The 26,882-nt window shown below is 72.1% G+C and carries 19 protein-coding genes and 1 rRNA gene; 9 read left to right on the forward strand and 11 right to left on the reverse strand.

Annotation, left to right across the window (positions count from 1 at the left end; translation table 11 throughout):
* Nucleotides 1-28 precede the first annotated feature (28 nt).
* Nucleotides 29-4,975 carry an NAD-glutamate dehydrogenase gene (locus ACFY60_RS09255; RefSeq protein ID WP_388609154.1) on the reverse strand — a complete coding sequence of 1,649 codons (4,947 nt, stop codon included), beginning with the start codon at nucleotides 4,973-4,975 and terminating at the stop codon, nucleotides 29-31.
* Nucleotides 4,976-5,440: 465 nt separating this feature from the next.
* On the opposite strand from ACFY60_RS09255, the gene ACFY60_RS09260 reads away from it, so the two are divergent.
* A complete protein-coding gene (locus ACFY60_RS09260; protein ID WP_388609155.1) occupies nucleotides 5,441-5,995 on the forward strand; it encodes a DJ-1/PfpI family protein in 555 nt (184 codons plus the stop codon).
* Between the two features lie 56 nt (nucleotides 5,996-6,051).
* On the opposite strand, the gene ACFY60_RS09265 is transcribed toward ACFY60_RS09260, so the two are convergent.
* Together ACFY60_RS09265 and ACFY60_RS09270 are read right to left on the reverse strand one after the other, a co-directional pair.
* Entirely contained in the window at nucleotides 6,052-6,723 is a 672-nt protein-coding gene (locus tag ACFY60_RS09265; RefSeq protein ID WP_388609157.1) for an HAD family hydrolase, read from the reverse strand.
* A 74-nt stretch (nucleotides 6,724-6,797) separates the two neighbouring features.
* Nucleotides 6,798-7,304 (reverse strand): DUF6912 family protein, encoded by a 507-nt coding sequence (locus ACFY60_RS09270; protein ID WP_388609159.1) that lies wholly within the window; start codon nucleotides 7,302-7,304, stop codon nucleotides 6,798-6,800.
* Between the two features lie 271 nt (nucleotides 7,305-7,575).
* Here ACFY60_RS09270 and ACFY60_RS09275 point away from each other — a divergent pair, with 271 nt between their 5' ends.
* Nucleotides 7,576-8,190 carry an Rv3235 family protein gene (locus tag ACFY60_RS09275; RefSeq protein ID WP_388609161.1) on the forward strand — a complete coding sequence of 205 codons (615 nt, stop codon included), beginning with the start codon at nucleotides 7,576-7,578 and terminating at the stop codon, nucleotides 8,188-8,190.
* 58 nt (nucleotides 8,191-8,248) lie between these two features.
* Here ACFY60_RS09275 and secA read toward each other — a convergent pair whose 3' ends face one another.
* On the reverse strand, nucleotides 8,249-11,056 hold the full coding sequence (secA, locus tag ACFY60_RS09280; protein ID WP_388609163.1) for a preprotein translocase subunit SecA: 2,808 nt from the start codon (nucleotides 11,054-11,056) through the stop codon (nucleotides 8,249-8,251).
* 239 nt (nucleotides 11,057-11,295) lie between these two features.
* Between secA and ACFY60_RS09285 the strand changes: the two genes are divergently transcribed.
* Together ACFY60_RS09285 and ACFY60_RS09290 are read left to right on the forward strand one after the other, a co-directional pair.
* A complete protein-coding gene (locus ACFY60_RS09285) occupies nucleotides 11,296-11,883 on the forward strand; it encodes a GNAT family N-acetyltransferase (RefSeq protein WP_388609166.1) in 588 nt (195 codons plus the stop codon).
* A 56-nt stretch (nucleotides 11,884-11,939) separates the two neighbouring features.
* Nucleotides 11,940-13,103 carry a winged helix-turn-helix domain-containing protein gene (locus tag ACFY60_RS09290; protein WP_388609168.1) on the forward strand — a complete coding sequence of 388 codons (1,164 nt, stop codon included), beginning with the start codon at nucleotides 11,940-11,942 and terminating at the stop codon, nucleotides 13,101-13,103.
* An 84-nt stretch (nucleotides 13,104-13,187) separates the two neighbouring features.
* Here ACFY60_RS09290 and ACFY60_RS09295 read toward each other — a convergent pair whose 3' ends face one another.
* The 6 genes from ACFY60_RS09295 to mtrA form a co-directional block, all read right to left on the reverse strand.
* Nucleotides 13,188-13,955 (reverse strand): response regulator transcription factor, encoded by a 768-nt coding sequence (locus ACFY60_RS09295; RefSeq protein ID WP_309053982.1) that lies wholly within the window; start codon nucleotides 13,953-13,955, stop codon nucleotides 13,188-13,190.
* A gap of 226 nt (nucleotides 13,956-14,181) precedes the next feature.
* On the reverse strand, nucleotides 14,182-14,865 hold the full coding sequence (gene hpf, locus ACFY60_RS09300) for a ribosome hibernation-promoting factor, HPF/YfiA family (RefSeq protein WP_388609169.1): 684 nt from the start codon (nucleotides 14,863-14,865) through the stop codon (nucleotides 14,182-14,184).
* 295 nt (nucleotides 14,866-15,160) lie between these two features.
* A complete protein-coding gene (locus ACFY60_RS09305; protein WP_388609171.1) occupies nucleotides 15,161-16,006 on the reverse strand; it encodes a ComF family protein in 846 nt (281 codons plus the stop codon).
* A gap of 98 nt (nucleotides 16,007-16,104) precedes the next feature.
* Nucleotides 16,105-17,868, reverse strand: a complete 1,764-nt coding sequence (locus ACFY60_RS09310) for an LpqB family beta-propeller domain-containing protein (protein ID WP_388609242.1) — start codon at nucleotides 17,866-17,868, stop codon at nucleotides 16,105-16,107.
* A gap of 91 nt (nucleotides 17,869-17,959) precedes the next feature.
* The gene (gene mtrB, locus ACFY60_RS09315; RefSeq protein ID WP_388609173.1) at nucleotides 17,960-19,984 is read right to left on the reverse strand and encodes an MtrAB system histidine kinase MtrB; all 2,025 of its coding nucleotides are present in this window, start codon (nucleotides 19,982-19,984) and stop codon (nucleotides 17,960-17,962) included.
* Nucleotide 19,985: 1 nt separating this feature from the next.
* Nucleotides 19,986-20,663 (reverse strand): two-component system response regulator MtrA, encoded by a 678-nt coding sequence (gene mtrA, locus ACFY60_RS09320; protein ID WP_023550067.1) that lies wholly within the window; start codon nucleotides 20,661-20,663, stop codon nucleotides 19,986-19,988.
* Nucleotides 20,664-21,125: 462 nt separating this feature from the next.
* On the opposite strand from mtrA, the gene ACFY60_RS09325 reads away from it, so the two are divergent.
* From ACFY60_RS09325 to ACFY60_RS09345, 5 genes are read left to right on the forward strand one after another with little or no spacing between them, the layout of a single operon-like run.
* A complete protein-coding gene (locus ACFY60_RS09325; RefSeq protein ID WP_388609176.1) occupies nucleotides 21,126-22,340 on the forward strand; it encodes a hypothetical protein in 1,215 nt (404 codons plus the stop codon).
* Between the two features lie 4 nt (nucleotides 22,341-22,344).
* Nucleotides 22,345-23,037 carry a DUF4129 domain-containing protein gene (locus tag ACFY60_RS09330; protein ID WP_388609178.1) on the forward strand — a complete coding sequence of 231 codons (693 nt, stop codon included), beginning with the start codon at nucleotides 22,345-22,347 and terminating at the stop codon, nucleotides 23,035-23,037.
* Nucleotides 23,034-24,233, forward strand: a complete 1,200-nt coding sequence (locus tag ACFY60_RS09335) for a DUF4350 domain-containing protein (protein ID WP_388609180.1) — start codon at nucleotides 23,034-23,036, stop codon at nucleotides 24,231-24,233. The genes ACFY60_RS09330 and ACFY60_RS09335 overlap by 4 nt, the downstream gene beginning before the upstream one ends.
* Nucleotides 24,230-25,213 carry an AAA family ATPase gene (locus ACFY60_RS09340; RefSeq protein ID WP_388609182.1) on the forward strand — a complete coding sequence of 328 codons (984 nt, stop codon included), beginning with the start codon at nucleotides 24,230-24,232 and terminating at the stop codon, nucleotides 25,211-25,213. Before ACFY60_RS09335 ends, ACFY60_RS09340 begins: the two co-directional genes overlap by 4 nt.
* A gap of 12 nt (nucleotides 25,214-25,225) precedes the next feature.
* Nucleotides 25,226-26,521: a DUF58 domain-containing protein gene (locus tag ACFY60_RS09345; protein ID WP_388609184.1), complete on the forward strand. Its 1,296-nt coding sequence runs from the start codon at nucleotides 25,226-25,228 to the stop codon at nucleotides 26,519-26,521.
* A 96-nt stretch (nucleotides 26,522-26,617) separates the two neighbouring features.
* Here ACFY60_RS09345 and rrf read toward each other — a convergent pair.
* Nucleotides 26,618-26,734, reverse strand: a 5S ribosomal RNA gene (gene rrf / locus ACFY60_RS09350).
* Between the last annotated feature and the right edge of the window lie 148 nt (nucleotides 26,735-26,882).

The raw sequence follows: 26,882 nt of genomic DNA on the forward strand, positions 1-26,882 counted from the left end.
TTCCGGCGGGGCCCTTCGTCATGCCGCCCTAGCTGTGGGTGCGGAGCAGGGTGCGCATGGTCCGCATCGCCACCGACAGGTTCGCCAGGTCGAAGGTGTCCGAGCCCTGGATCTCCTCCAGGGTCGTCCGGGCGCGGCCCAGGATCGCCGCGTTCTTGTCCTCCCAGGCCTTGAACCGCTCCTCCGGCGTGGCGGAGTCGTCGCCCGCCGCCAGCACGTCGGAGGTGAGGGCCGCGTGCGCCGCGAAGAGGTCCTCGCGGATCGAGGCGCGGGCCATGGACTGCCAGCGGTCGCTGCGCGGCAGCTCGATGATCCGGTCCATCAGGTCGGTGATCCGCAGCCGGTCGGCCAGGTCGTAGTAGACCTCGGCCACCGCCAGGGCCTCCGTGCCGGAGCGGTCCGCGATCGCCACGATGTCGAGGATCGGGAAGGCGGAGGAGAACCCGGCGACGCGCAGTGCCAGCTCCTCCGGCACGCCGACCCCGGTCAGCTCGTCCAGGATCGACTGGTACCACTCCAGGTCCGCGCCGCGCAGCAGCTGCGGCAGCTGCGCCCAGACCCGCTCCACGCGCTCGGCGAAGAAGTCGATGGTCTCGCCGATCCGCAGCGGCTGCGGCCGGTTGTTCAGCAGCCAGCGCGTGCCGCGCTCGACGAGCCGGCGGGAGTGCAGCCGCATGCGGGTCTGGACGTCGGCCGGGACCCGGTTGTCGAGGTCCTCCACGGCGTCCCAGACCTGGCTGAGCCGGAAGATGGCCCGGGCGGCGGTCTGCGCCCGCACGATCTCCTCGATCGACGCGCCGGTCTCCTCCCGGAGGCGGTGCAGGAAGGTCGAGCCACCGGTGTTGACGGTGTCGTTGACCAGGACCGTGGTGATGATCTCCCGGCGCAGCGCGTGACCGTCGATGGCCTCGGGGAACTTCTCGCGCAGCAGCGTCGGGAAGTACGCGTGGAGCAGCTCGCGCAGGTACGGGTCGTCCGGCAGCTCCGTACCGATCAGCTCGTCCGCCACCGTGATCTTGGTGTAGGCGAGCAGGACGGCGAGCTCCGGCTGGCTCAGGCCCTTGCCGCTGTTGAGGAGCTCGCGGATCTGCCGGTCGTTCGGGAGGAACTCCAGGCCCCGGTCGAGGGCCCCGTCGCGGCCCAGGCGGCGCATGAACCGCTGGTGGGCGTGGAGCAGGGACGGGGACTGGGCGACGGCGTTGGCCAGCGCCACGTTCTGCGCGTAGTTGTTGCGCAGGACGAGCGTGCCGACCTCGTCGGTCATCTCCGCGAGGATCTTGTTGCGCTGCTTGACGGTCATGTCGCCCTCGGCGACGAGCCCGTTGAGCAGGATCTTGATGTTGACCTCGAGGTCGGAGGTGTTGACGCCGGCGCTGTTGTCGATGGCGTCGGTGTTCACCCTGCCGCCGGCACGGGCGAACTCGATGCGGCCCAGCTGGGTCGCGCCGAGGTTGCCGCCCTCGCCGATGACCTTGGCGCGCACGTCCTGGCCGTCGACGCGGATGGCGTCGTTGGCCTTGTCGCCGACGTCCGCGTGGGACTCGGTGGACGCCTTGACGTACGTACCGATGCCGCCGTTCCACAGCAGGTCGACGGGGGCCCGCAGGATCGCCTTCATCAGCTCGGCGGGGGTCATCTTGGTGACGCCGTCCTCGATGCCGAGGGCGGCCCGCATCTGCGCGTTGACCGGGATCGACTTGGCGCTGCGCGGGAAGACACCGCCGCCCGCGGAGATGAGGGAGGTGTCGTAGTCGGCCCAGGAGGAACGGGGCAGCTCGAACAGGCGGCGGCGCTCGGCGTACGAGACGGCCGCGTCCGGGTTCGGGTCGACGAAGATGTGGCGGTGGTCGAACGCGGCCACGAGACGGATGTGCTCGGAGAGCAGCATGCCGTTGCCGAAGACGTCGCCGGACATGTCGCCGACGCCGACGACGGTGAAGTCCTCGGTCTGGGTGTCGTGGCCCAGCTCGCGGAAGTGGCGCTTGACCGACTCCCAGGCGCCGCGGGCGGTGATGCCCATGCCCTTGTGGTCGTAGCCGGCGGAGCCGCCGGAGGCGAAGGCGTCACCGAGCCAGAAGCCGTACGACTCCGCGACGCCGTTGGCGATGTCGGAGAAGGTGGCGGTGCCCTTGTCGGCGGCGACGACGAGGTAGGTGTCGTCCTCGTCGTGGCGGACCACGTCGACCGGCGGCACGACCTCGCCCGCGACGAGGTTGTCGGTGATGTCGAGCAGGGCGGAGATGAACGTCTTGTACGCGGCGACGCCCTCGGCCAGCCAGGCGTCCCGGTCCACGGACGGGTCCGGGAGCTGCTTGGCGACGAAGCCGCCCTTCGCGCCGACGGGCACGATGACGGTGTTCTTCACCATCTGCGCCTTGACCAGGCCGAGGATCTCGGTACGGAAGTCCTCGCGGCGGTCGGACCAGCGCAGGCCGCCTCGGGCGACCTTGCCGAAGCGCAGGTGGACGCCCTCGACGCGCGGCGAGTACACCCAGATCTCGAAGGCGGGGCGCGGGGCCGGCAGGTCGGGGATGGCCTGCGGGTCGAACTTCATCGACACGTAGGCGTGCGGGGTGCCGTCGGCGGCCTTCTGGAAGAAGTTCGTCCGCAGGGTCGCCTTGATGACGGTGAGGAAGGAGCGCAGGATGCGGTCCTCGTCCAGGCTCGCGACCTGGTCGAGGGCGCCGTCCAGCTCCTCCAGGATGCCGTCGGTCAGCTCGGTGCCGGCGCGCTGGCGCTCCGGGGCCATGCGGGCCTCGAAGAGGGAGACGAGCAGCCGGGTGGTGTGGACGTTGTTGCGGAGGGTGTCCTCCATGTAGTCCTGGCTGAACGTCGAACCGGCCTGGCGCAGGTACTTGGCGTAGGCGCGCAGCACCATCGCCTGCCGCCAGGTGAGCCCGGCGGACAGGACGAGCGAGTTGAAGTTGTCGTTCTCGGCCGCGCCGGTCCAGGTGGCGGCGAAGGCCTCCTGGAAGCGCTCGCGGGCGTCGTCGCCGAGGTAGTCGCCGCCGTTGCCGGAGGAGACGGGCATCCGCAGGCCGAAGTCGTAGATCCAGGCCTTGCGGGCGCGGTCGGCGCCGCGCAGCTCGTACGGGCGCTCGTCGGTGACCTCGACGCCGAGACGGTTGAGGACCGGGAGCACGGCGGACAGGGAGATCGGGTCGCCGACCTTGTAGACCTTGAAGCGGCGCTCGCCGGGCGCGGCGCCGACGGGCTCGTAGAGGGAGAGCGCGAAGTCCTTGCCGCTCTGGGCGAGGGCCTCGAGGTGGACGAGGTCGGACACGGCGGCGCGCGGCGAGTGGTCGGCCTTGTAGCCCTCGGGGAAGGCGTTGCCGTAGCGGCGCAGCAGCTCGGCGGCGCGCTCCTCGCCGCACTCGGCGTTGAGGGCCTCGCCGAAGCCGTCGGACCACGAGCGGGCGGCGTCGACGAGCCGGGACTCGATGCGGTCGACGTCGGCGTCGGTGAGCTTGGCGAGTTCGGTGCCGGGCTCGACGCGGACGACGAAGTGGAGGCGGGAGAGGATCGACTCGGTGTTCCAGGCGGTGAAGTCGACGCTGGTGCCGCCGAGCTCCTCCTTGAGGATCTCGATGATCCGCAGCCGGACGCGGGTGGTGTAGCGGTCGCGCGGCAGGTAGACGAGGGCCGAGTAGTAGCGGCCGTACTCGTCCTGGCGCAGGTAGAGCCGCAGCCGGCGCCGCTCCTGGAGGTAGAGGACGCTGGTGACGATGGCCTGGAGCTGGTCGACCGGGGTCTGGAACAGCTCGTCACGCGGGTACGTCTCCAGGATCTGGAGCAGGTCGCGCCCGTCGTGGCTGTTGGGCGAGAAGCCGGCGCCGTCCAGGACCTCCTGGACCTTGCGCTTGACGACCGGGACGCGGCGGACGGACTCGGTGTAGGCGGCGGAGGAGAAGAGGCCGAGGAAGCGGCGCTCGCCGACGACGTTGCCGTTGGCGTCGAACTTCTTCACGCCGATGTAGTCGAGGTACGAGGGGCGGTGCACGGTCGCCCGGCTGTTCGCCTTCGTCAGGATGAGCAGCTTGTGCTCGCGCGCCTTGGCGCGGGCGTCGGCGGGCAGCCGGCTGAAGGACGGCGAGACGGGGTGGGCGTGGTGGCCCTGGTCGTCGCCGCTGTGGTGCGGGTCGGAGCGCAGGATGCCGAGGCCGGTACCGGGCACGGCGGCCAGGGCGTCACCGTCGACCAGCTCGTACTCGCGGTAGCCGAGGAAGGTGAAGTGGTCGTCGGCGAGCCAGCGCAGCAGCTCGCGGGCCTCCTCCACCTCGGTGGGACGCAGGTCCGGGGCGGTGGGCTCGTCGGGCAGGCCGTCGGCGATGCGCAGCGCGGCGTCGCGCATCTTCTCCCAGTCCTCGACGGTCTCGCGGACGTCGGAGAGGACCCGCAGCAGGTCGGCGGTGATCTGCTTGAGGTCGGCGCGGTCGGTCTCGCGGTCGATCTCGACGTGGATCCAGGACTCGGTGAGCACGTCGTGGGGGCGCTCGGCGGGCTCGGCGGTCAGGACCTCGATGAGGCGGCCGGTGACGTCGCGGCGGACGAGGACCTGCGGGTGGATCACGACGTGGATGCCGCGGCCCTGGCGGGACAGCTCGTTGGTGACGGAGTCGACGAGGAAGGGCATGTCGTCGGTGACGACCTCGACGACGGAGTGGCTGCTGGTCCAGCCGTTCTCCTCCACCGTCGGGGTGTGCACGCGGACGCTGGCCGTGCCCTGGGGCCGGGTCTCGGCGAGCCGGTAGTGCGAGAGCGCGGCGCCGAAGACGTCCACCGGGTCCCGGTCGGTGAGGTCCTCGGGCGCGGTGTGCAGGTAGTAGCGCTGGAGGTAGTCGAGCACGGTGTCCCGGTCCGGGCGCTCCCCGTCCTCGGAGCCCGTCGGAAGTCGCCCCCCGACCGGGCTGTGCTCAGCTACCCGAGCGGCCCTTTCGAGCAGCTCGGCCTTGGCTTCGTCCAGCTTGGTCTGCATGTCCTCTGACTCCTGGTCGCGCGCCGTTGCGTGACGTCGGTGGAAGGAAGGGCACAACGCCTCGACGCGGTGATTCCGGTCGGTGTCGACGGTATGCCCGATGAGAGATGCCCGGGTCGTTATCGGCCATACGAGACGGCCCGCCCGGGCGGAGAGGATCGGCGAACGCACGGGCGGCCCGGCCGCTTCCGCGGGCCGGGCGGCAGCCGGGGGCTGCGTTGCCCCCTCGGCGTATCGCGCTGATCACGGGAAAAGCCTATCGCTCCCGCCCCCCGGATCGTCATGAGCCGTATGTGTACAAAAGTGCGAGGGGAAGTTTGACGTTCTGGACAGCGACACAGGGTGGTCTTGGCAGGACGGGCCGCACGCGGGAGCGTGGACCGAGCACGAGGAACGGCCGGGGGCCGGGACCGCGGCGCGGGGACCGGGCGCGGCCGGCCGACCAACGGAGATCCGGGAGACGCCATGGCGAAGATCTTGATCGTGACCGGGGACGCGGCGGAGTCGCTGGAGGTGCTGTACCCGTACCAGCGGCTGCTGGAGGAGGGGTACGAGGTCGACATCGCGGCCCCGTCCCGCAAGCGGCTCCGGTTCGTGGTGCACGACTTCGAGCCGGGCTTCGACACGTACACGGAGAAGCCGGGCTACACCTGGCCGGCGGACCTGGCGTTCTCGGAGGTGGACCCGAGCGCGTACGCGGCCGTGGTGATCCCGGGCGGCCGGGCGCCGGAGTACCTGCGCAACGACCCGGAGCTGCGGAAGATCCTGAAGTCGTTCTTCGACGCGGACAAGCCGGTGGCGCAGATCTGTCACGGCCCTCTCCTGACGGCTGCGGTGGGCGGCCTGGAGGGCCGCCGGGTCACCGCGTACCCGGCTCTGGAGCTGGACATGCAGGCGGCCGGGGCCGCGTTCCGCGACACGGAGGCCGTGGTGGACGGTCTGCTGGTCTCCTCCCGCGCCTGGCCGGACCACCCGGTGTGGATGCGCGAGTTCCTGAAGGTGCTGCGCGCGAGGGGCTGAGGGGGGCGGGCCGGGGTGCCGGGCGGGCCGGGCGCCGGGTGCCGGGTGCCGTCGCCTCAGACCAGCTCCTCCGCCACGGCCACGGCCTCCTCCAGGGAGTCGACCACCGGCACGCCCACCCGTTCCAGGGAGGCCCGGCTGTGCGAGCCGCCGGTGAACAGCACGGCCTTGGCGCCCACGTGCGCCGCCGCGTACGCGTCGTCGGCGGCGTCCCCGATGACGACGACCCGCTCCGCCGGGACGTCACGCAGCGCCGTCAGGTGGCGCACCATGTGTCCGGCCTTGCCGTCCGTGGACCGGTCGGGCCGCCCGTCCACGCGGACGAACCGCTCGGCGATCCCGTGCCGGCGGACGAGCGGCAGCAGGTCGGTGTGCGGCGCGAGCGAGAGCAGCGACTGCGTGAGGCCGGAGGCCTGGCGCGCGGCGAGCAGCTCGGCGGCGCCGGGGGTGAGCACGCACGCCTCGGCCCGCTGCCAGTAGTGGCGGTGGAAGACCCCGTCCATGACGGTCCACTCGTCGTCGGTGGGCAGCCGGCCCATGAGCCGTTCGTAGAACTTCGGCACCGGCACCGTGTACAGCTCGCGGTACCGCTCCAGCGTGATCGGCTCCAGGCCGAGCTCCGCGAAGGCGGCGTTGGTGGCGTCGATGACCGCGCCGATGTCGTCGAGCAGCGTGCCGTTCCAGTCCCAGACCAGGTGCGTGCCCCGGCCCTTACCGTGCTTCCCCATGGGAAGACGGTACCGGGCGCCACCGACAGCGGGGAGGGTGCCGGTACGGGAGGCTGCGCGGGCCGCCGCGGCCCTCAGCCCAGCAGGCCGGGAATCTCCTGCACGCCGAACCACAGCAGCTCGTGGTCCTCGGCCCCGTCCACGACGAACTGGGCGTCGTCGTCGCCGAGGTCCGCCGCGCCGAGCGCGGCCGCCGCCGCGGTGACATCAACCTGGGCGTCGTCCGCGTCCGCGTGCACCGCAGCCGCGTTGGAGAGCGGGACGGAGCCGGCGATGCGGACCTCGCCGATGGAGCCGGCGTCGAGTCCCCGGTCGGGGTCGACCGCCGCTTCCCGGTCGGCCACGTCGACGGCGACGACGATCCGGCGCCGGGGCGCTCCGGGGTCTCCCGCGAGGAGGCGCAGTGAGGCGGCGGCGGCCCGGTTGAGCGCCGCGTACTCCAGCTCCTCGATGTCGTCGGAGACGTACCACTCGCGCAGGGCGGGGGTGACGGCGTAGGCGGTCAGCGGGCCGGGGCCCAGCTCGCCCGCCTTGTGCGCCTGTGCGAGACCGGGGAGGGTCAGGGGGACGTACACGCGCATGGCTGGCCGCTTTCGTAGTCGGAGTGGCCCTCAGGATACGTGCGGAGTCCCCCTTCGGGGTGGGCGGCCGGGGGGCCGCACCGTCCACCCGGGGAACGGCCGATCGAACCCCCTGGGCGTGATCTCTTTCCGATTCACCCTGATAGGGGAATCACTCTCCGGAGTCGCCGGGTGACGCCAGGCCCTTGCCGCCGGTCCTGGCCCGCCCGTACAAGATCCCCAACGGAAGTTACCGACCGGTACTCCACCGTTGCGCCAGGAGGGGATCGCCATGACCACCACGCTCGCCACCACGCCGCCCGCCGAGCCCGCGACCGCCGTACGAACCGCCCGCGGGCCCGCCCCGCGAACCGCCGGGGCGCCCGCCCGGCCCGGCCCGGCCTCCCGGCCCACCGTCCCGCAGGCCACCTCGCGCCCGGTCACTCCCCGTACCCCGCGCCCCCGCACCGCGCCCGGCGGCCCGGCCGGCAGTCGGCCGCGCGGCGCCGCCGGGGTCCGGCCTTCCGTTCCGCACCGCACCCCGCCCCGCGCGCTGCCCCCGCACACCGTGTTCGCCGAGCGGCTGCTCGCCGTGCTCAGCGGCGAGCGCCCGGTCCACTGGATGCTCGGGTACACCGTCGGGGAGGGGTACGAGCAGCTGGTCCGCCTCGCCCCCGGCACCCCCCTGCGGTCGCTGGGCCCGCGTCCCGTCCTGCGCCGCTGCGCGATGCAGCTGGACGCCGACCGGACCGTGATCGAGGCCTTCGCCAGCATCGCCACCGGCTCCCGCGTACGGGCCATGGCCTTCCGCCTCGAGCGCGGCACCGACCACCGCTGGCGGTGCGCCGCCGTCGAGCTCGACGACCTCCGCCCGGCGGCCCGCGCCGGCGCCGCCTGCCGGGCATGACGAAGGGGCCGACCACCTTCCGGTGCCCGGCCCCTTCCGCGTCAGCCTCGGCGGCGCGTCACTTCTTGCGGCGGCGCCCGCCCGCGTTCTTCTGCGCCTTGCGCCGCTCGGCGCGGGTCATCCCGTCACCGGGCTCCCCGCCGTCGGTGGCGAAGTCACCCTCGATGACCCCGCCCTCGCCGTCCACGGTGGGCGCGGAGAAGTGGAGCCGGTCGGGCCGCTGCGGGGCGTCGAGCCCCTTGGCACGGATCTCGGGGCGCCCGGCACCGGCCGCCACCGCCTCCTGCTTGTCCAGCGACGGGGCGCCGGCCTGCACCGGGACCTCCTCGACCTGCTGCTCGACCTGGACCTCCAGGTTGAACAGGTAGCCGACGGACTCCTCCTTGATGCCCTCCATCATGGCGGTGAACATGTCGAAGCCCTCGCGCTGGTACTCGACCAGCGGGTCCTTCTGGGCCATGGCCCGCAGGCCGATGCCCTCCTGGAGGTAATCCATCTCGTAGAGGTGCTCGCGCCACTTGCGGTCCAGGACCGACAGGACCACGCGCCGCTCCAGCTCACGCATGATCTCCGAGCCGAGCTGCTTCTCGCGCGCCTCGTACTGCTCGTGGATGTCGTTCTTGACCGCCTCGGCGATGAACTCGGCGGTGATGCCCGCCCGGTCGCCGGCCGCGTCCTCCAGCTCCTCCACGGTGACCTTCACCGGGTAGAGCTGCTTGAACGCGCTCCACAGCCGGTCGAGGTCCCACTCCTCCGCGAAGCCCTCGGCGGTCTCCTGGCGGATGTAGTCGTCGATCGTGTCGTCCATGAAGTGGCGGATCTGGTCGTGCAGGTCCTCGCCCTCCAGGACGCGCCGGCGCTCGCCGTAGATGACCTCGCGCTGCCGGTTGAGGACCTCGTCGTACTTCAGGACGTTCTTACGCGTCTCGAAGTTCTGCGTCTCGACCTGCGACTGGGCCGAGGCGATGGCGCGGGTGACCATCTTGTTCTCGATCGGCACGTCGTCCGGCACGTTGGCCATGGCCATCACGCGCTCCACCATCTGCGCCTTGAACAGACGCATCAGGTCGTCGCCGAGCGACAGGTAGAAGCGGGACTCGCCCGGGTCGCCCTGACGGCCGGAACGGCCGCGGAGCTGGTTGTCGATACGGCGCGACTCGTGGCGCTCGGTGCCGAGCACGTACAGCCCGCCCAGCGCCTTGACCTCCTCGAACTCCGCCTTCACGGCCTTCTCGGCGCGCTCCAGGGCGGCGGGGAGGGCGGCGGCCCACTCCTCCACGTGCTCGACCGGGTCCAGGCCGGCCTGGCGCAGCTCGGCCTCGGCGAGGTCGTCCGGGTTGCCGCCGAGCTTGATGTCGGTACCGCGGCCGGCCATGTTGGTGGCCACGGTGACGGCACCGCGGCGGCCCGCCTGGGCGACGATGCTGGCCTCGCGCTCGTGGTGCTTGGCGTTGAGGACCTCGTGCGGGATGCCCCGCTTCGACAGCTGCTGCGAGAGGTACTCGGACTTCTCGACGGAGGTGGTGCCGACGAGGACCGGCTGGCCCTTCTCGTGCCGCTCCGCGATGTCGTCGACGACCGCGGCGAACTTGGCGACCTCGGTCCGGTAGATCAGGTCCGACTGGTCCTTGCGCTGCATCGGCTTGTTCGTCGGGATCGGGACGACGCCGAGCTTGTAGATCTGGTGGAACTCGGCGGCCTCGGTCATGGCCGTACCGGTCATGCCGGAGAGCTTGTCGTAGAGGCGGAAGAAGTTCTGGAGGGTGATCGTGGCGAGCGTCTGGTTCTCGTCCTTGATCTGCACCCCCTCCTTGGCCTCGATCGCCTGGTGCATGCCCTCGTTGTAGCGGCGGCCGGCGAGGATACGGCCGGTGTGCTCGTCGACGATCATGACCTCGCCGTCGATGACGACGTAGTCCTTGTCCTTCTTGAACAGTTCCTTCGCCTTGATGGCGTTGTTCAGGTAACCGACGAGCGGGGTGTTGACCGACTCGTAGAGGTTGTCGATGCCCAGCCAGTCCTCGACCTTGGCCACGCCGGACTCGTGGATGCCGACGGTCCGCTTCTTCTCGTCGACCTCGTAGTCGCCGGTCTCCTCGATGCCCTTGAGCGGGTTGCCCGGCTCGCCGCGGGTCAGGCGGGTGACCAGCTTGGCGAAGTCGCCGTACCACTTGGTCGCCTGGTCGGCCGGACCGGAGATGATCAGCGGCGTACGGGCCTCGTCTACGAGGATGGAGTCGACCTCGTCGACACAGGCGAAGTTGTGGCCGCGCTGGACGAGCTCGTCCTTCGACCAGGCCATGTTGTCGCGCAGGTAGTCGAAGCCGAACTCGTTGTTCGTGCCGTACGTGATGTCGCAGTTGTACTGCTCGCGGCGCTGGGCCGGCGTCATGTTGGCGAGGATGCAGCCGACGCTCAGGCCCAGGAAGCGGTGGACCCGGCCCATGAGCTCGGAGTCGCGCTCGGCCAGGTAGTCGTTGACGGTGATCAGGTGCACGCCCTTGCCCGAGAGCGCGTTGAGGTACGCCGGGAGCGTGCCGACGAGGGTCTTGCCCTCACCGGTCTTCATCTCGGCGACGTAGCCGAGGTGCAGGGCGGCGCCGCCCATGATCTGCACGTCGTAGTGGCGCTGGCCGAGGACACGCTTGGCGGCCTCACGCACGGTCGCGAAGGCCTCCGGCATCAGGTCGTCGAGGCTCTCGCCGTCGGCGTACCGCTGCTTGTACTCCTCCGTCAGCGACCGCAACTCGGCGTCGGAGAGGTTGACGAAGTCCTCTTCGATGGAGTTGACCTGGTCCGCGATGCGGTGCAGTTTGCGCAGGATCTTGCCTTCGCCTGCACGCATGAGCTTGTTGAAGACGGACACTGAGGCTGGTCTCCTTGCCGGTCGGGCCTGGCACTGGGTCTTGTGATGGACACGAGCGCGGGCACGGCAGGTGGTCCCCACCGCAACGGCCATCGTAAGCGAGACCACCGCCGGGGAGGGAGGCCCGCAGTGCCGGAGCCGCACGTGCGCCCGGAATGAGAACGCCCGAGGTGGTCGGAAGGTGCCGCCCCGCCCGAAAAGTGTTCGCGTCCCGTGCCCCCGGTCACCAGAATCCCGTCATGGACCCCGTCACGCTCACCACCGACCGACTGCGCCTGCGGAACTGGCTTCCCGAGGACGCCGACGCCGTCTACGCCATCTGCCAGGACCCGGCCATCCGCCGCTGGACCACCGTGCCCGACCCGTACAGGCGCGAGGACGCCGACTTCTTCCTGAACCGGCTCGTCCCGGACGGCTGGCGCGAGGACAGGGAGTACGGGTTCGCCGTCGAGCTCCTGGAGGGCGGCCCGCTGCTCGCCGCCGCCTCCCTCCGGGCCCAGGAGCCCGGTGTGTACGAGATCGGCTTCTGGCAGGCCGCCGGGGCCCGCGGCAACGGCTACATGACGGAGACCGTGCGCGCCCTCGCCCACTGGGCCTTCACCGGTCTCGGCTGCACCCGCCTCGTCTGGCGGGCCGAGGTCGGCAACGTGGCCTCGCGGGCCGTGATCGAACGGTCCGGATTCACCCCGGAGGGCGTCCAGCGTGCCGGGCTCCTCCACCACGGGACGGTCCGCGACTGCTGGATAGCCTCCCTCCTCCCCTCCGACTTCGGCCTGCCGAGCCCCCTGCCCTACCTCCCGGCCCAGGACCGCGAGGCCCTGACCTGACACCGGGTGACCGGTTCCCGGCCCTTCTGTCGGTGCCGGGCCCTAGGGTGCGGTCCATGACGACTGTGCCGCCGCCCGCCGCCGAACTGACCGCCGACGAGGCCCGCCGGATCGCGCTGCGCGCCCAGGGGTTCCTGGGCGCGGCCGACCGCCGGGCGGGAGTGCGCGGCATCCTGCGCCGGCTCGGTCAGGTGCAGCTCGACACCATCTCGGTGCTCGCCCGCTCGCACGAGCTCGTCCCGTACGCGCGCCTCGGCGCGGTCGGCCGCCCCACGGTCGAGCGGGCCTACTGGACCGAGGCCCACGCCTTCGAGTACTGGTCGCACGCGGCGTGCATCCTGCCCGTCGAGGAGTGGCCCCACTTCGCGTTCCGCCGCCGCGCCTACCGCGCCCGGCCCCAGTGGCACCACGACCTGGCGCCGGGGACGTACGAGAAGGTCGTCTCCCAGCTGCGCGACGAGGGGCCGCGCACGGCGACGGAGCTGGGCGGCGCGAAGAACAAGGGCGAGTGGTGGGACTGGTCCGACACCAAGATCGCGGTCGAGCGGGCGCTGATGTTCGGCGACGTGGTGGTGGTCGAGCGGCGCGGCTGGAAGCGCGTGTACGACCTGGCGGAGCGGGCGATCCCCGACGCGCTGCTGCACGACGACCTGGACGACACCGAGTGCGTGCGGCGGCTCGTGCGGCAGGCGGGCGAGGCGCTCGGAGTGGGCACGCGCGCGGACATCGCGGACTACCACCGCATCAGGGGCGAGCAGTTCGACGCGGTGATCGAGGCCTCCGGCCTGGTGCCGGTGACGGTGGCCGGCTGGGGGAAGCCCGCCTGGGCCGACCCGGCGGCGCTGGCCTCGGAACCCCGTGGCCGGCACCGTACGACGCTGCTGTCGCCGTTCGACTCGCTGATCTGGGAGCGGGCACGCACGGAGCGGATCTTCGGCTTCACCCACCGCCTGGAGGCCTACGTGCCGAAGCCGAAGCGGGTGCACGGCTACTTCGCGATGCCGGTCCTGGCCGGTGGCCGGCTGGTCGGCCGGGTGGACCCGGCGCGTGAGGGCCGGACGCTGGTGGCCCGGCAGGTGTCCCTGGAGGGCCCGAAGGCCGTGCCGGCCGTGGCCGCTGCGCTGCGCGAGGCGGCCGAGTGGGTGGGCTGCGACGCGGTGAAGGTGGAGCGCGTGGACGCCCCGGAGCTGGCTCCGGCCCTGATCACCGCGCTCGGCTGAGGCCTTCCGGTCCGGGGCGGCCGTTCCCGCCCCGGGCCCTGAGGCTCCCTTCCGGATCCTGCGGGCTCCTGCCGGAGGAGAGGCTCAGCGGATCTCGAGGATCTTCTCCCGCATCGCGTAGACCACGGCCTCCATGCGGGAGTGCAGCTGGAGTTTCTCCAGGATGTTCCGCACGTGGTTCTTGACGGTGTTCTCGGAGATGAAGAGTTCCTTGGCGATGTCCCGGTTGTTCATGCCGGTCGCGACGAGCTTGAGGACCTCCAGCTCGCGGTCGGTCAGCCGGGGCGCGGGCACGAGCCGGCGCTCGTCGGTGCGCTGGATCATCGACTTGAACTCGGTGAGCAGCTTGGACGCCATCGAGGGGCTGATCTGCGACTGGCCGTCCGCGACGGCCCGGATCGCGGTCGCCACCTCGTCGGTGGAGATCTCCTTGAGGAGGTAGCCGGTCGCGCCCGCCTTGATGGCGTCGTAGAGGTCGGCCTCCTCGTCGCTGATCGTCAGCATGATGATCTTCGCGCTGGGGGCCACTTCCTTGATCGAGGTGCAGGCCTCGATGCCGCCGCGCCGAGGCATCCGCACGTCCATCAGGACGATGTCGGGCAGCAGATCGGCCGCTTTGTCGACGGCTTCGGCGCCGTCCCCGGCCTCTCCGACGACCTGGATGTCCTCCTCGTGGGCGAGGACGATCTCGAGTCCCCGGCGGAAAAGGGCGTGATCGTCCACCACGAGGACCCGGATCGGCTCTTTGCGGAAGGCTCCGCTGTCCGAATCCGATCCCTCCGGAGCTGTCTCCGGGATGACCGCGCCACCGTGCTCGCGCTCGCTGAGCACCGGTCCGAAGCTGTCCGCCATCGTTCCTCCCCCTGAAGGCCGTGGCCTGAATTCGTTTCCGGTCCTCCAACCACTGCTCGGGAAGCACCGGTTGGCGTGCACGCCATGATTTCATGCCCCGGCGTGCCGCGGTGATCCCTCGGTGCGCAAACCGGCCAGGAGGCCTCACAGGGGTGCCCCTGGGGGCGCGGTGGGCGCGTTCCAGGGGCACCGTGAGGGACGTCAGGCAGGGGGCGTGCGGCGGCCGTCAGCCGCCGAGCGCGCCACCGGCGCCGCCGCTCTCGGCGAGCGGGTCACTCTCCAGGTGGATGACGCCGTAGTCGTACGCGTGACGCCGGTAGACGACGCTCGGCTGCTTGGTGTCGGAGTCGACGAAGAGGTAGAAGTCGTGCCCGACCAGCTCCATCTCGTAGAGCGCCTGGTCGAGCGTCATCGGGGCGGCCTTGTGGGTCTTCTCGCGGACGACCAGCGGGCCTTCGCCCTGGACCTCGATCGGGCCCACCATCGTGGTGGGCACGTCCTGTTCGGCTTCGGAGCCGACCAGTTGTCCGTTCTCGTCGATCTGGGCGACGCCGTGCACGACGTCACCGACCTCCGCGGCCGAGAGCCGGCCGTTGCCGCGGCGCGTGTACCGCTTGTCGTGCTGCTTGCGCAGTCGGGCCTCCAGCTTGTCGCTGGCGAGGTCGAGCGCCGCGTACGGGTCGGCCGCGGCGGCTTCCGCCCGGATCACCGGGCCTCGGGAGTGGAGGGTGATCTCCACGCGGTCGGACCGGTCGGCCTGCCGCGGGTTGTGCTCCTTGGACACCTCGACGTCGAGGCTGATCACCTTGCCGTCGAGCTTCTGGATCTTCTCCAGCTTCAGCTTCTCGGCCACGTGCTTGCGGAACCGCTCGGGCACCTCGGTCTTGCGGCCCTTGACGACGATGTCCACGCAGAACTCCGTTCCCGGATCGCCCGAATCGGCTCCTTGACCGACGGGCATCTCCCTTTGCACCAGACTCCGGTGGATTACCGGAGCTCGGACTCGGCGAAACTTTCACCTCCTCCTCCCCCGTCGACGCGATCCCCACCCCATCGACGTGAGGTTAATTCGCCCTGAACTCCTGTCCTGAGGCGCAACCGTGTATTCGGTGAGGAGCGACTGCCGTCATTCCTCACAACCGAACATAGCTCCTTCGGACGGGTGTCGGCACCCGCTGCCGCGACTTACCTCCGTTCGAGTGCTTTCACCTCTCACCACCTGCAACGATCCAAGTTCCCGAGGAGTTCCTGTTTATGTCGAACGAGGCGGGAGATGATGCGATCACGGCCCCCACCCGCTGGTGCATTCCGCCCTGCCCGGAAACCGCCGGTAAACCTTCCGGTGAGTACGGAATGAACGGCGAATGGATCTCACCGAGCGCCCGCGCCGCCTCCGCGAGCGACGCGCCGGTTGTCATGAGGTCGTCCACGAGGACCGCCCGCCCGGTCGCGAGCAACCGCCCACCGCCGGGTACGACCTCCAGGGCCCCCGACAGGTTCGCCCGGCGTCCGCGTGCCCCGAGCCCCGCCTGGTCGGCCACCCGCCGCCGCTGCCGCAGCACCGGGACGACCCGCGCGGGGCGTCCCGCGCGCCGCAGCCGGGCGGCGGCCGCCCGCGCGATCCGCAGGGTCGGATCGTGGCCCCGCGCCCGTACGGACCGCCGCGAGGACGGCACCGGTACGAGGAGCAGCGGAGCCGGCCGTACGCCCTCCACGGGGCCCGCGGCGGCCTCCACGGCGGCGGCCAGGGCGGTGCCCAGCGGCGCGGCGAGCCCGAGCGCCCCGCGTTCCTTGTGGGCCAGCAGCAGCTCCCGTACCGCCCCGGCGTACGGCGCCGCGGCGTGCACCTCCGGCAGGCCGGGGGGTTCGGGTGAGGGGCGCACCCGGCGCGGCCCGGCGGGCGCGCCCTCCTCCGTACGCCCTCCGGTCCCGGCGCCGGCCCCGAGGAGCGCGGCGCCGCAGTCCGGGCACAGCACGGTGCGCGGCCTGCCGCAGCCCTCGCAGGCGGCCGGCAGGACCAGACCGGAGATCTCGCGCCACCACCCCCGCATGGCTCCACTCTGCGCCCCCGGTTCCCGGACCGCCACCCCTGTGGAAAACCGCCGCCCGCCACCGGAGGACCGGGGACGGGCGGGCGGTGCGGCGTCCGTCAGCCGGGGTAGACCGGCGAGACGCCCGACTTCACCACCGGCTGCCAGTTCATCCCGGAGGCCAGCCGGACGATGCCGTCGTCGCCGGAGTCGGCGACCACCGGCGCCTGGTCGGTGTGGGGCGCGGCCACCGTGGTCACGCCGTTGAGTCCCGGCAGCACCGAGCTGGCGGAGGTCGATCCGTCGGTCTGGAGGTAGCGGACCTGCTGGACACCGCCCGCCTCCTTGCCGACCACGACGAGCCTGCTCGGGCCGGCCCAGGAGACGGCCGTGACCGTCTCCATGCGGGGTGCGGCGGGCTGGAGGTCGACCACGGACACGGCCGGGTCGGCGCCCGTCGTCCGCCGCTCGATCCGGCCGATCTGCAGGGTGGTGCGTCCCTCACGGCTGACGAGCAGGGCGATGCGCACCCCGTCGGCCGAGACCCGCAGCGACTCGACGCGGGCGCCGTCCGTCAGCCAGGGCGTGCGGACCTCGACCGGTTCGCCGGAGCCGTCCGGCACCATCCACAGGCGCGGCGCGGCGGGGTCCCGGTCGGCGACCCACAGGTCACCGCTCCCGTCCCAGCTGGGCGCGGACAGCCGTTCCCGCGGGTTGGGTCCCTTGCTCGTGAGGACCGGGCGGGGCGGTCCCATGTCGCTGGTGATGGAGGAGACGAGCAGCTCGGCGCCGTTGGCCCGGACGCCCGCCGCCCGGGTCTCCCCCCGGTCCACGGCGACCGACCGCAGGGGCGTGGTGCCCTTGCCGAACGGGCCGGGCACCTCGCTCGGTGCCTCCGGCTCCTTGCCGCTGACCGAGACGGTCATCAGCTTGCCCTCGTGCACGAAGTACGGGTTCTCCGGCCGCGGGGTGCCCCGGACGGCGGCGAACTCCTCCTCCGCCTGCCCCTTGCCCAGCCGGCACAGGGACCGGTCCCTGGTGCCGAGGAGCTCGACCTGCTCGACGCGCACCGACGTCAGGTCGCGCAGGGTGAACAGCACCTGCGCGGCCATCCGGCGGCACATCTCGGGGCCCGCCTGGTCCGCCTTGCCGTTCAGCGGCACCTTGAGGGTGGACTGGTCGTCCGGGGTCAGGGTGGTGACGCCGTTCCTGAGCTGCGTACCGGAGGGGAAGCGCGAGTCGACGGCCTGCTTCAGCCAGTTCGTGGGCCCTTCGAGGAGGGCCTTGATGGTCTGCGTGACCGGGTCCATACGGGTGACCGGGTCCTGCCGCTGACGGATGTAGACCGGGTCGGCGACGACCCAGTCCTTGCCCGAGGCGAAGTAGTAGGTGTTGACCGACCGGTAGTTCCGCAGGAAGTCCGCCTCGCCCAGCACCAGACCGGGCGGCAGGCTGTCGATGCGCCACTCCTTGTCCTTGCCGTTGGCGGAGGGCTGCTGCACCACGCGGATGGACCGGAGGTAGTCGGCGGGGCTGATCGGCTGGTAGGCGTGGCGGGCGTCCACGGTGGCGATCTTCCGGCCCGAGATCGGGTAGGCACGCCCCTCGTCCCCCGGGTCGGCCTTGCGGTCGGCCTGATCGCGGTCGGGCGCGGTGGCGAGCACCGTGATGCTCTCCTCCGGCTTCCACGACTGCGCGGCGTGCTTCGTCAGGTACTTGCGGGCCGTGGCGAAACCGGGGTCGTCACTGGTCATGGCCTCCAGGAAGCCGTCGACGATCTCCTCCGGGTCCGCGTTCTCCCGGGGCGCCACCGCGTACACCCGGACCTGCGAGTCCCCCGGGTTGGACGCCTTCACCTGCTGGACCTCACCGCTGTCGGGCATGGTCGCGCAGCCCGTCACGAGGATCCCGCCGCAGACGGCGAGCGTCAGCGCGCGGGTGCTCCGGTGCCGCCCTGGGGCGCGCTTCTGGCCCTCAGCCCCCACGTGTCCCGTCCTCCCGCTTCATGTCGCCTTCGGTGTACGTGTGCGTGCCGGCGTCCGGTTCGCCCCCGCCGTCGCTCCGGGGCGCCGCCCGCGCCACCACCCGCGCCCCGCTCCCGGGCAGGGCCGCCGGGTCGACGGTGGCCCGCGGCGGCTCGGGGAGCCTCGGCGGTACGGGGAGCGACGACCGCTCCCGGGCGGACTGGGCCGGGACCGCGGCGACGCGGGCGCTCCCCTGCGCCCGGCCGGCGGCGGCCTGCTCCCGGTTGCGCCGGGAGTCCTCGGGTTCCAGCGGGATGGGCGATCCGCGCAGCGGCTCGTCGGCCGTGCGCGGCAGCGTGAGCCGGAACTGCGAACCGCCACCGGGCTCGCCCCAGGCCTGGAGCCAGCCGCCGTGCAGGCGGGCGTCCTCGACGGCGATCGACAGGCCGAGCCCGGTGCCGCCGGTGGTGCGGGCGCGGGCCGGGTCGGCGCGCCAGAAGCGGTTGAAGACCCGGGAGGCCTCGCCGGGTTTGAGGCCGACGCCGTAGTCGCGGACGGCGACGGCGACGGCGCCGCCGGCGGCGGCCAGCTTCACCACCACGTCACGGCCCTCGCCGTGCTCGACGGCGTTGACGACGAGGTTGCGCAGCACCCGTTCGACACGGCGGGCGTCCGCCTCGGCGACCACGGGCTGCTCGTCGCCGACGACGACGATCCGGGTGCCCTTGCGTTCGGCGAGCGGTTCGGCGCCGCCGATGACCCGGCGCACGACCTGGCGCAGGTCTATCGGCTCGGCTTCGAGGGCCGCCGCGCCCGCGTCGAAGCGGCTGATCTCCAGGAGGTCGGAGAGCAGCGACTCGAAACGGTCGAGCTGGTCGCCGAGGAGTTCGGCGGAGCGGGCGGTGACGGGGTCGAAGTCGCTGCGGGCCTCGTGGATGACGTCGGCGGCCATCCGTACGGTGGTCAGCGGGGTGCGCAGTTCGTGCGAGACGTCGGAGACGAACCGCCGCTGCATCCGCGAGAGGTCCTCCAGCTGCTGGATCTTGTGCTGGAGGTTCTGGGCCATCTTGTTGAAGGCCTCGCCGAGGCGCGCGATGTCGTCCTCGCCGGTGACCTTCATCCGTTCCTGGAGCCGGCCCGCGGAGAGCCGCTCGACGACCCCGGCGGCCATGCGGACGGGGGTGACGACCTGCCGCACCATCATCCAGGCGATGGCACCGAGGAGGACGACGACGAACAGTCCGGCGGTGGCCAGGGTGCCCTTCACCAGGGCGAGGGAGTCCTCCTCCTGGGTGAGCGGGAAGAGGTAGTACAGCTCGTACTGGTCGCCCTCGGCGTCGGTGAGGCGCTTGCCGATCACCAGGGCGGGCTCGGAGTCGCGGCCGTTGGTGTAGTGGATCCGGCTGAACTTCTGGAAGGTGTCGCTGCTCTGCGCGACCGAGTGGCGCAGGTCGACGGGGATGCTGCGGGTCGGGTCGACCTCGCCGGAGGCGCGGGCGCCGCGGCTCGCGGTGTCACCGGTGTCGAGGGAGAGCGCGACGACGTTGAACGCGCTCTGGCCGCCGCTGGCGAGCTGCTCGACGAGGGTGGAGCGCCAGTTCACGGAGGCACCGGCCCGTACGCCGTCCTGCTGTCCCGGTCCGGTGGGGGTGGTGGCGGCCCGGTCCTGCGCGGCGGAGAAACCGCCGGCGGCCTGGCTCTGCGCGGCCCTCTCCTTGGCGTCGAGGAGGCCGTTGCGCACCTGGACGAAGACGACGACGCCGAGCAGCAGCACCACGCCGAGCGACATGAACAGCGTGCCGGCGACGACCCTCAGTTGGATGTTCCGCCGCCACAGCCGTACGGCGGGGAGCAGCGGGCGGCGCACCCACCGGGCGACGAGCCGGAACAGCCGCCCGCCGGGGGCGCCGTCGTGGAAGAGACGCCCGCCGGTGGACGGGCGGCCGAAACGCGGGCCCCCCCGCCCCGGTCCGGCAGCCCGCCCCGTACGGACTCCCGGGTCCCCGGGCTTCGGAGCAGCACTGCCCGTACTCATGTCAGCTCGGTCCGGCCTTGTATCCGACGCCGCGGACCGTCACGACGATCTCCGGGCGCTCGGGGTCCTTCTCGACCTTCGAACGCAGCCGCTGGACGTGCACGTTCACCAGCCGCGTGTCGGCCGCGTGCCGGTAGCCCCAGACCTGCTCCAGAAGCACTTCACGGGTGAAGACCTGCCACGGCTTGCGGGCGAGAGCGACGAGCAGGTCGAACTCGAGCGGGGTGAGGGCGATGGACTGCCCGTCCCGCTTCACGGAGTGCCCGGCCACGTCGATGACCAGGTCACCGATGGTGAGCTGCTCGGGCGCCGGCTCCTCGGAGCGGCGCAGCCGCGCGCGGATGCGGGCCACGAGCTCCTTCGGCTTGAACGGCTTCACGATGTAGTCGTCGGCCCCGGACTCCAGGCCCACCACGACGTCGACCGTGTCGCTCTTGGCCGTGAGCATGACGATCGGCACCCCGGACTCGGCCCTGATGAGCCGGCAGACCTCGATGCCGTCCCGTCCGGGCAGCATCAGATCCAGCAGCACCAGGTCCGGCTTGGTCTCCCGGAAAGCGGCGAGCGCCTTGTCCCCGTCAGCGACGAACGACGGCTCGAACCCTTCACCCCGCAGCACGATGCCGAGCATCTCGGCCAGTGCGGTGTCGTCGTCGACGACAAGAACGCGTCCCTTCATATCGACATCATCCCATTTCCGTATCAGTCCCAAGGCGGCTGGTGAGATACCTCACTGACCTGCGGTGACGTGCTAGCGGCTGCCGATGACTGGCTGTGTTCGCGGGTGTTGATGTCAGTCATGGATGTCACCCCGTGTCCCCCGGTGGTCGCGCAGAACCGTACCCCGTACCGCCCGGCCCGTCCCACGCCTCCGACCCGCCCCTGCCGACCGGACGCCGAGAGGAGCCCGGGCCGGGCCGCGCCGCTTCCACGGCCTTTGGTACGGAGTGGCCGGACATGCCCCCGCTCCGCCGTCACCGCCGCACCATGGAGGGAAAGGGAGAGAGGCACCGGCCACGGTCCGAGGGCGGGGCCCGCGTGGCACGATGGCACCCGGCCCGCCGCCCGCCGGGCGGTCGGCCCCGTGACCGAGCCGGTTCGCCGATCCGGCACCGCGACCATTCCTCCGAGGTGGACGACCGTGAACGACACTCCGGGCTGGAGCTCGCCCGGATCTGCATCTTCCGACGGCCAGGACGGCTCCGGGGCTCCCGGCACCTCCTCCGACGCGAACGGCGCCGCCGCCCAGTGGTCCAAGGACCAGCCACCTGCCCAGCAGTGGTCGACTCCCTCGGGCCCGCCGCCCGGGCGGATCCCGCCCCAGGGCGGTGGCTGGGGCGCCCCGCCGCCGCACGGGTACGGGGGCAAGCCCCCGGCCGCGAAGCCCGGTGTGATCCCACTGCGCCCGCTGGGCGTCGGTGAGATCCTCGACGGCGCCGTGAAAACCCTGCGCACCTATTGGCGCCCGGTCCTCGCCGTCACCGTCACGGTCGCCGTGATCTCGGAGCTCGCCAACGTCCTCGCGCAGCGGTACCTCGTCCCGGCGACGCCCGCGCTCAACCCCGACGCCACCCCCGCCGAAGTGCTCGAACACTCCCTGGAGGCGGCCCGGGCGTCCCTGGTCGGAGCCGCACCGAGCCTCCTCGTCGCACTGGTGGCCTCGCTCGTCAGCGCGGCCCTGCTGACGGTCGTCGTCAGCCGGGCCGTCCTCGGCCGGCCGGTGTCCATCAGTTCCGCCTGGCAGGAGGCCCGCCCGAAGCTCCTCCAGCTGATCGGCCTGTCGCTGCTGCTGCCCGTGATCAGCCTGGCGATCATGACCGTCGGTGTGCTCCCCGGTCTGCTGATCGGCGGCGCTCCCGGCACCGCGCTGGTCACGCTGGGTGGCCTCGCCGCCGCGGTCATGACGCTCTGGCTGATGATCGGGTTCAGCCTCTCCTCGCCCGCCCTGATGCTGGAGCGCCAGGGTGTGATCGCCGCCCTGAAGCGTTCGGCCAAGCTGGTGCGGGGCTCGTGGTGGCGGATCTTCGGCATCACCCTCCTGACTCAGCTGCTGATCTTCGTGGTCACCCTGATCGTCATGGTCCCGTTCACCGTGATCGGGATGGCGGTGGACGGCGAAGGCCTGTCGGGCGTGGTCTCCGGCACCGCCACGGCGCCGGGCTGGCCCTTCCTGATCGTCACCGGCATCGGCGCGGTCCTCACGAGCGCGGTCACCTATCCGATCTCGGCCGGTGTGACGGTCCTGCTCTACATCGACCAGCGCATCCGACGCGAGGCCCTCGATCTCGAACTGGGCCGGGCCGCCGGTCTCCCGGGCTACGGCTCCGCTCCGGGCGACGAAGCCGTCGGAGGCTGATGCCGTGACGGCCGCGGGGGGAACGACGGGGCTGCGCACGAGGGCCCCGTCCGAGGCTGACGTCCCGGTGGACATCTCCCGTGTCCCCGCCCGCGAGGCGGCGGAGCGGGAGCTGTCCGACCCGGCGTACCACCAGAACGACCCGAGCCTCCTCCAGCGCGGGCTGAACCGCTTCTGGGAGTGGCTCGGCGACCTCCTCGACGAGGCGTCCGGGGCCGCGCCCGGCGGCGTACTGGGCCTCGTGGTCGTGGCCGTGGTCGTCCTGGCCCTCGTCGCCGCCCTGTGGTGGCGCCTGGGCACTCCCCGGCGGTCACCGTCGACGAGCGCGGAATCCCTGTTCGAGGACGGCCCCCGCACCGCCGCCGAGCACCGGGCGAGCGCCGCCCGGCACGCCTCCGCCGGCCGCTGGAACCAGGCCGTCCAGGAACGCATGCGGGCCGTCGTCCGCTCCCTGGAGGAGCGCACCTTGATCGACCCGCGCCCGGGCCGCACCGCCGACGAGGCCGCCGCCGAAGCCGGCCGATCCCTTCCCTCGCACGCGGAGGCGCTGCGCCTGGCGGCGCGCGCCTTCGACGACGTCACGTACGGCGGCCGCACCGCCGACGAGGCCGCGTACCTCCGCCTCAGCGAGCTGGACACCGCCCTCGAACGGACCCGGCCCGTCCTGGAGCCCGCTTCCCCGGAGCCCAGCGCATGAGCCGGACACCCGGCCCCACGTCGACGGCGCTCTCCCCCGCCCAGCTCTGGTCCCGGGCCCGCGGCGCCGTCCTGGTCGTCGCCCTGGTCCTGACGGGCGGCCTGGTCCTCGCCCTCCTCCACTCCTCCGAACCTCGTGGCGCCCTCGACCCCCGCTCCGCCGATCCCCACGGCAGCCGGGCCGTCGCCGAGCTCCTCAAGGACCGGGGCGTCACGGTGACCGTGGCCACCACCCTGGACGAGGCCGCGGCCGCCACCGACCGCGACTCCACCCTCCTGGTCACCGCCCCGGACCTGCTCGCCGGCAGCCGGCTGCCGGCGCTCCGTACGGTCATGCGCGCGTCGGCCGGCCGCACCGTCCTGATCGGGGCGGGCACACCGTCGCTCGCCACCCTCGCCCCGGGCGTCACCGCCGCCGAGAGCGCACGCGTCGCGAACCTCGCCCCCGCCTGTTCCCTGCCCGCCGCCCTCCGCGCGGGCAGCGCCGACCTCGGCGGCGAGCGGTACCTGACGGCCCCCCGCACCCGCGCGGACGCCTGCTACCCCGCAAGCGGTCTGCCGACCCTCGTCCGTCTTCCCGGCACCGGTGACAGCGACACGGTCCTCCTCGGTGCGCCCGACATCCTCCACAACGACCGTCTCGACCAGCAGGGCAACGCCTCGCTCGCCCTGCAACTCCTCGGTTCCCGCCCTCATCTCGTCTGGTACCTCCCCTCCCTGTCCGATCTGCCCGCCGCCGGTGAACCGTCCGACGGCGACACCGCGGGCGACTTCCTCGCCCTCATCCCCTCCGGCTGGCTGTGGGGCGCCCTCCAGCTCGCCGTCGCGGCGGCTCTCGCCGCCGTGTGGCGCGGCCGCCGTCTCGGCCCGCTGGTGACGGAACGGCTGCCGGTCACCGTCCACGCCTCCGAGGCCACCGAGGGACGGGCCCGCCTCTACCGGAAGGTGAACGCCCGCGACCGCGCCGCGTCCGTCCTCCGCTCCGCGACCCGCGCCCGGATCGCTCCCCTGCTGGGCGTCCCTCTCCAGGACGCCCACTCCCCCGACCTCCTGCTCCCCGCACTCACCGCCCGGCTCCCCGGAGCCGTCGGGGACCCCGCAGACCTCCTCTTCGGCCCGGCTCCCGCCGATGACGCCACCCTCGTCCGCCTCGCGGACCAACTCGACGCCCTCGAAAGAGAGGTACGCACCTCATGAGCGCCCCGACCCCCGAGACCGCGCCGTCCTCGGACCGCGCCCGTGCCTCCCTGGAGGCCCTGCGCACCGAGATCGCGAAGGCGGTGGTCGGTCAGGACCCCGCCGTCACCGGTCTCGTCGTCGCCCTGCTCTGCCGGGGTCACGTCCTCCTGGAGGGCGTCCCCGGCGTCGCCAAGACCCTCCTGGTCCGCGCGCTCGCCGCCACGCTCCAGCTCGAGACGAAGCGGGTGCAGTTCACTCCGGACCTCATGCCGAGCGATGTCACGGGCTCCCTGGTCTACGACGCCCGCACCGCCGAGTTCTCCTTCCAGCCCGGCCCGGTCTTCACCCATCTGCTACTGGCCGACGAGATCAACCGCACGCCTCCCAAGACCCAGGCGTCGCTGCTCGAGGCGATGGAGGAGCGCCAGGTCACCGTGGACGGCACCCCGCGCGCCCTGCCGGATCCGTTCATGGTGGCCGCGACGCAGAACCCCGTCGAGTACGAGGGCACCTACCCCCTCCCCGAGGCCCAACTGGACCGTTTTCTGCTGAAGCTGACGGTGCCCCTGCCGTCACGCGAGGACGAGATCCATGTCCTCACCCGGCACGCGGAGGGCTTCGACCCCCGCGACCTGAAAGCCGCCGGTGTCCGTCCGGTCGCGGGTCCCGCCGATCTGGAGGCCGCCCGAGCCGCGGTCGCCCAGGTCGCGGTCTCCCCCGAGATCGCCGGCTATGTCGTCGATATCTGCCGTGCCACGCGTGAATCCCCCTCCCTCACGCTCGGGGTCTCTCCCCGAGGTGCCACCGCCCTGCTCTCGGCCGCCCGCGCCTGGGCCTGGCTCACCGGTCGGGACTACGTCACCCCCGACGATGTGAAGGCCCTGGCGCTCCCCACCCTCCGTCATCGCGTCCACCTGCGGCCCGAGGCCGAAATGGAGGGAGTCTCGGCCGACTCCGTGATCCACTCGATCCTCGCCCACGTCCCCGTCCCCCGCTGAGAACGGCGCCCCATGGCTCTCACCGGACGAACCGCGCTCCTCGCGGCCCTCGGATCGCTCCCCGTCGGCATCCTCGCCCCCAGCTGGACGGGGATGCTCGCGGTCAACGCGCCCCTCTCGCTCGCAATTCTGTGCGACTACGCCTTGGCCGCGCCAGTAAGAACGCTGCGGTTCACCCGAAGTGGTGATACGTCTGTTCGACTGGGTGACGCGGCCGAGGTGCGGCTCACCGTCACCAACCCCTCCGGCCGCCGTCTCCGCGCCCAGCTCAGGGACGCCTGGCCGCCCAGCGGCGACCCGTCACCGACGCGCCAGAAGGTGACGGTCCCGCCGGGCGAGCGGCGCCGGTTCACCATGACCCTGCGGCCGACGCGCCGCGGCGACCGCAGGGCGGAACGGATCACGGTCCGGTCGTACGGCCCTCTCGGCCTCGCGGCACGCCAGGGCAACCATGAAGTGCCCTGGACGGTGCGGGTCCTGCCCCCGTTCACGAGCCGCAAGCATCTGCCCTCCCGGCTGGCCCGGCTGCGCGAGCTCGACGGCCGCACGAGCGTCCTGTCGCGCGGTGAGGGCACGGAGTTCGACAGTCTGCGGGCGTACGTCCCGGGGGACGACACCCGCTCGATCGACTGGCGGGCCACGGCCCGCCAGTCCGAGGTGGCCGTGCGCACGTGGCGACCGGAGCGTGACCGCCATCTGCTGATCGTCCTCGACACCGGCCGCACCTCGGCCGGCCGCGTCGGTGACGTGCCGCGCCTGGACGCGGCGATGGACGCCACCCTGCTGCTGACCGCCCTCGCGTCCCGGGCCGGTGACCGCGTGGACGTTCTCGCCTACGACCGCCGGCTCCGCACCCAGGTCCAGGGCCGTTCAGCGGCCGATGTCCTTCCCGCGGTGGTCGCCGCGCTGGCTCCGCTGGAGCCGGAGCTCGTGGAGACGGATGCCCGCGGCTTGGCCGCGACGGCCCTGTCCGGTGCTCCCCGGCGCTCGCTCATCGTGCTCCTGACAAGCCTCGACGCGGCTCCGATCGAGGAGGGCCTGTTGCCGGTGCTGCCGCAGCTCACCCGGCGCCACTCGGTCCTGGTGGCCTCGGTGGCCGATCCCCGGACAGCCGTGATGGCGAAGGCGCGGGGCACGGTCGACGGCGTCTACGAGGCGGCTGCGGCCGCGCAGACTCAAGCTCAGCGCGATCGCACGGCGGACCAACTGCGCCGTCATGGCGTGACAGTGGTCGACGCGGCCCCGGACGCACTGGCTCCCGCCCTGGCCGACGCCTATCTGGCCCTCAAGGCGGCCGGCCGCCTCTGACCGCTCTCGGTTTCCTCCTTCTCGGGAGGGGCGCGTTTCCGTCCCGGAACGCAGGAAAGCCCCGCACCAGAGGTGCGGGGCTTTCCCACAATAATTGTTCGGCGGCGTCCTACTCTCCCACAGGGTCCCCCCTGCAGTACCATCGGCGCTGAAAGGCTTAGCTTCCGGGTTCGGAATGTAACCGGGCGTTTCCCTAACGCTATGACCACCGAAACACTATGAAGTTGAACCGCCGCGCCCCGACCAAGTGGGGGGCGTGTTCGTTACTTCAGAACTAACACAGTGGACGCGAGCAACTGAGGACAAGCCCTCGGCCTATTAGTACCGGTCAGCTCCACCCATTACTGGGCTTCCACATCCG

This window comes from Streptomyces sp. NPDC012827, assembly GCF_042900905.1.
Lineage (GTDB): Bacteria > Actinomycetota > Actinomycetes > Streptomycetales > Streptomycetaceae > Streptomyces > Streptomyces gulbargensis.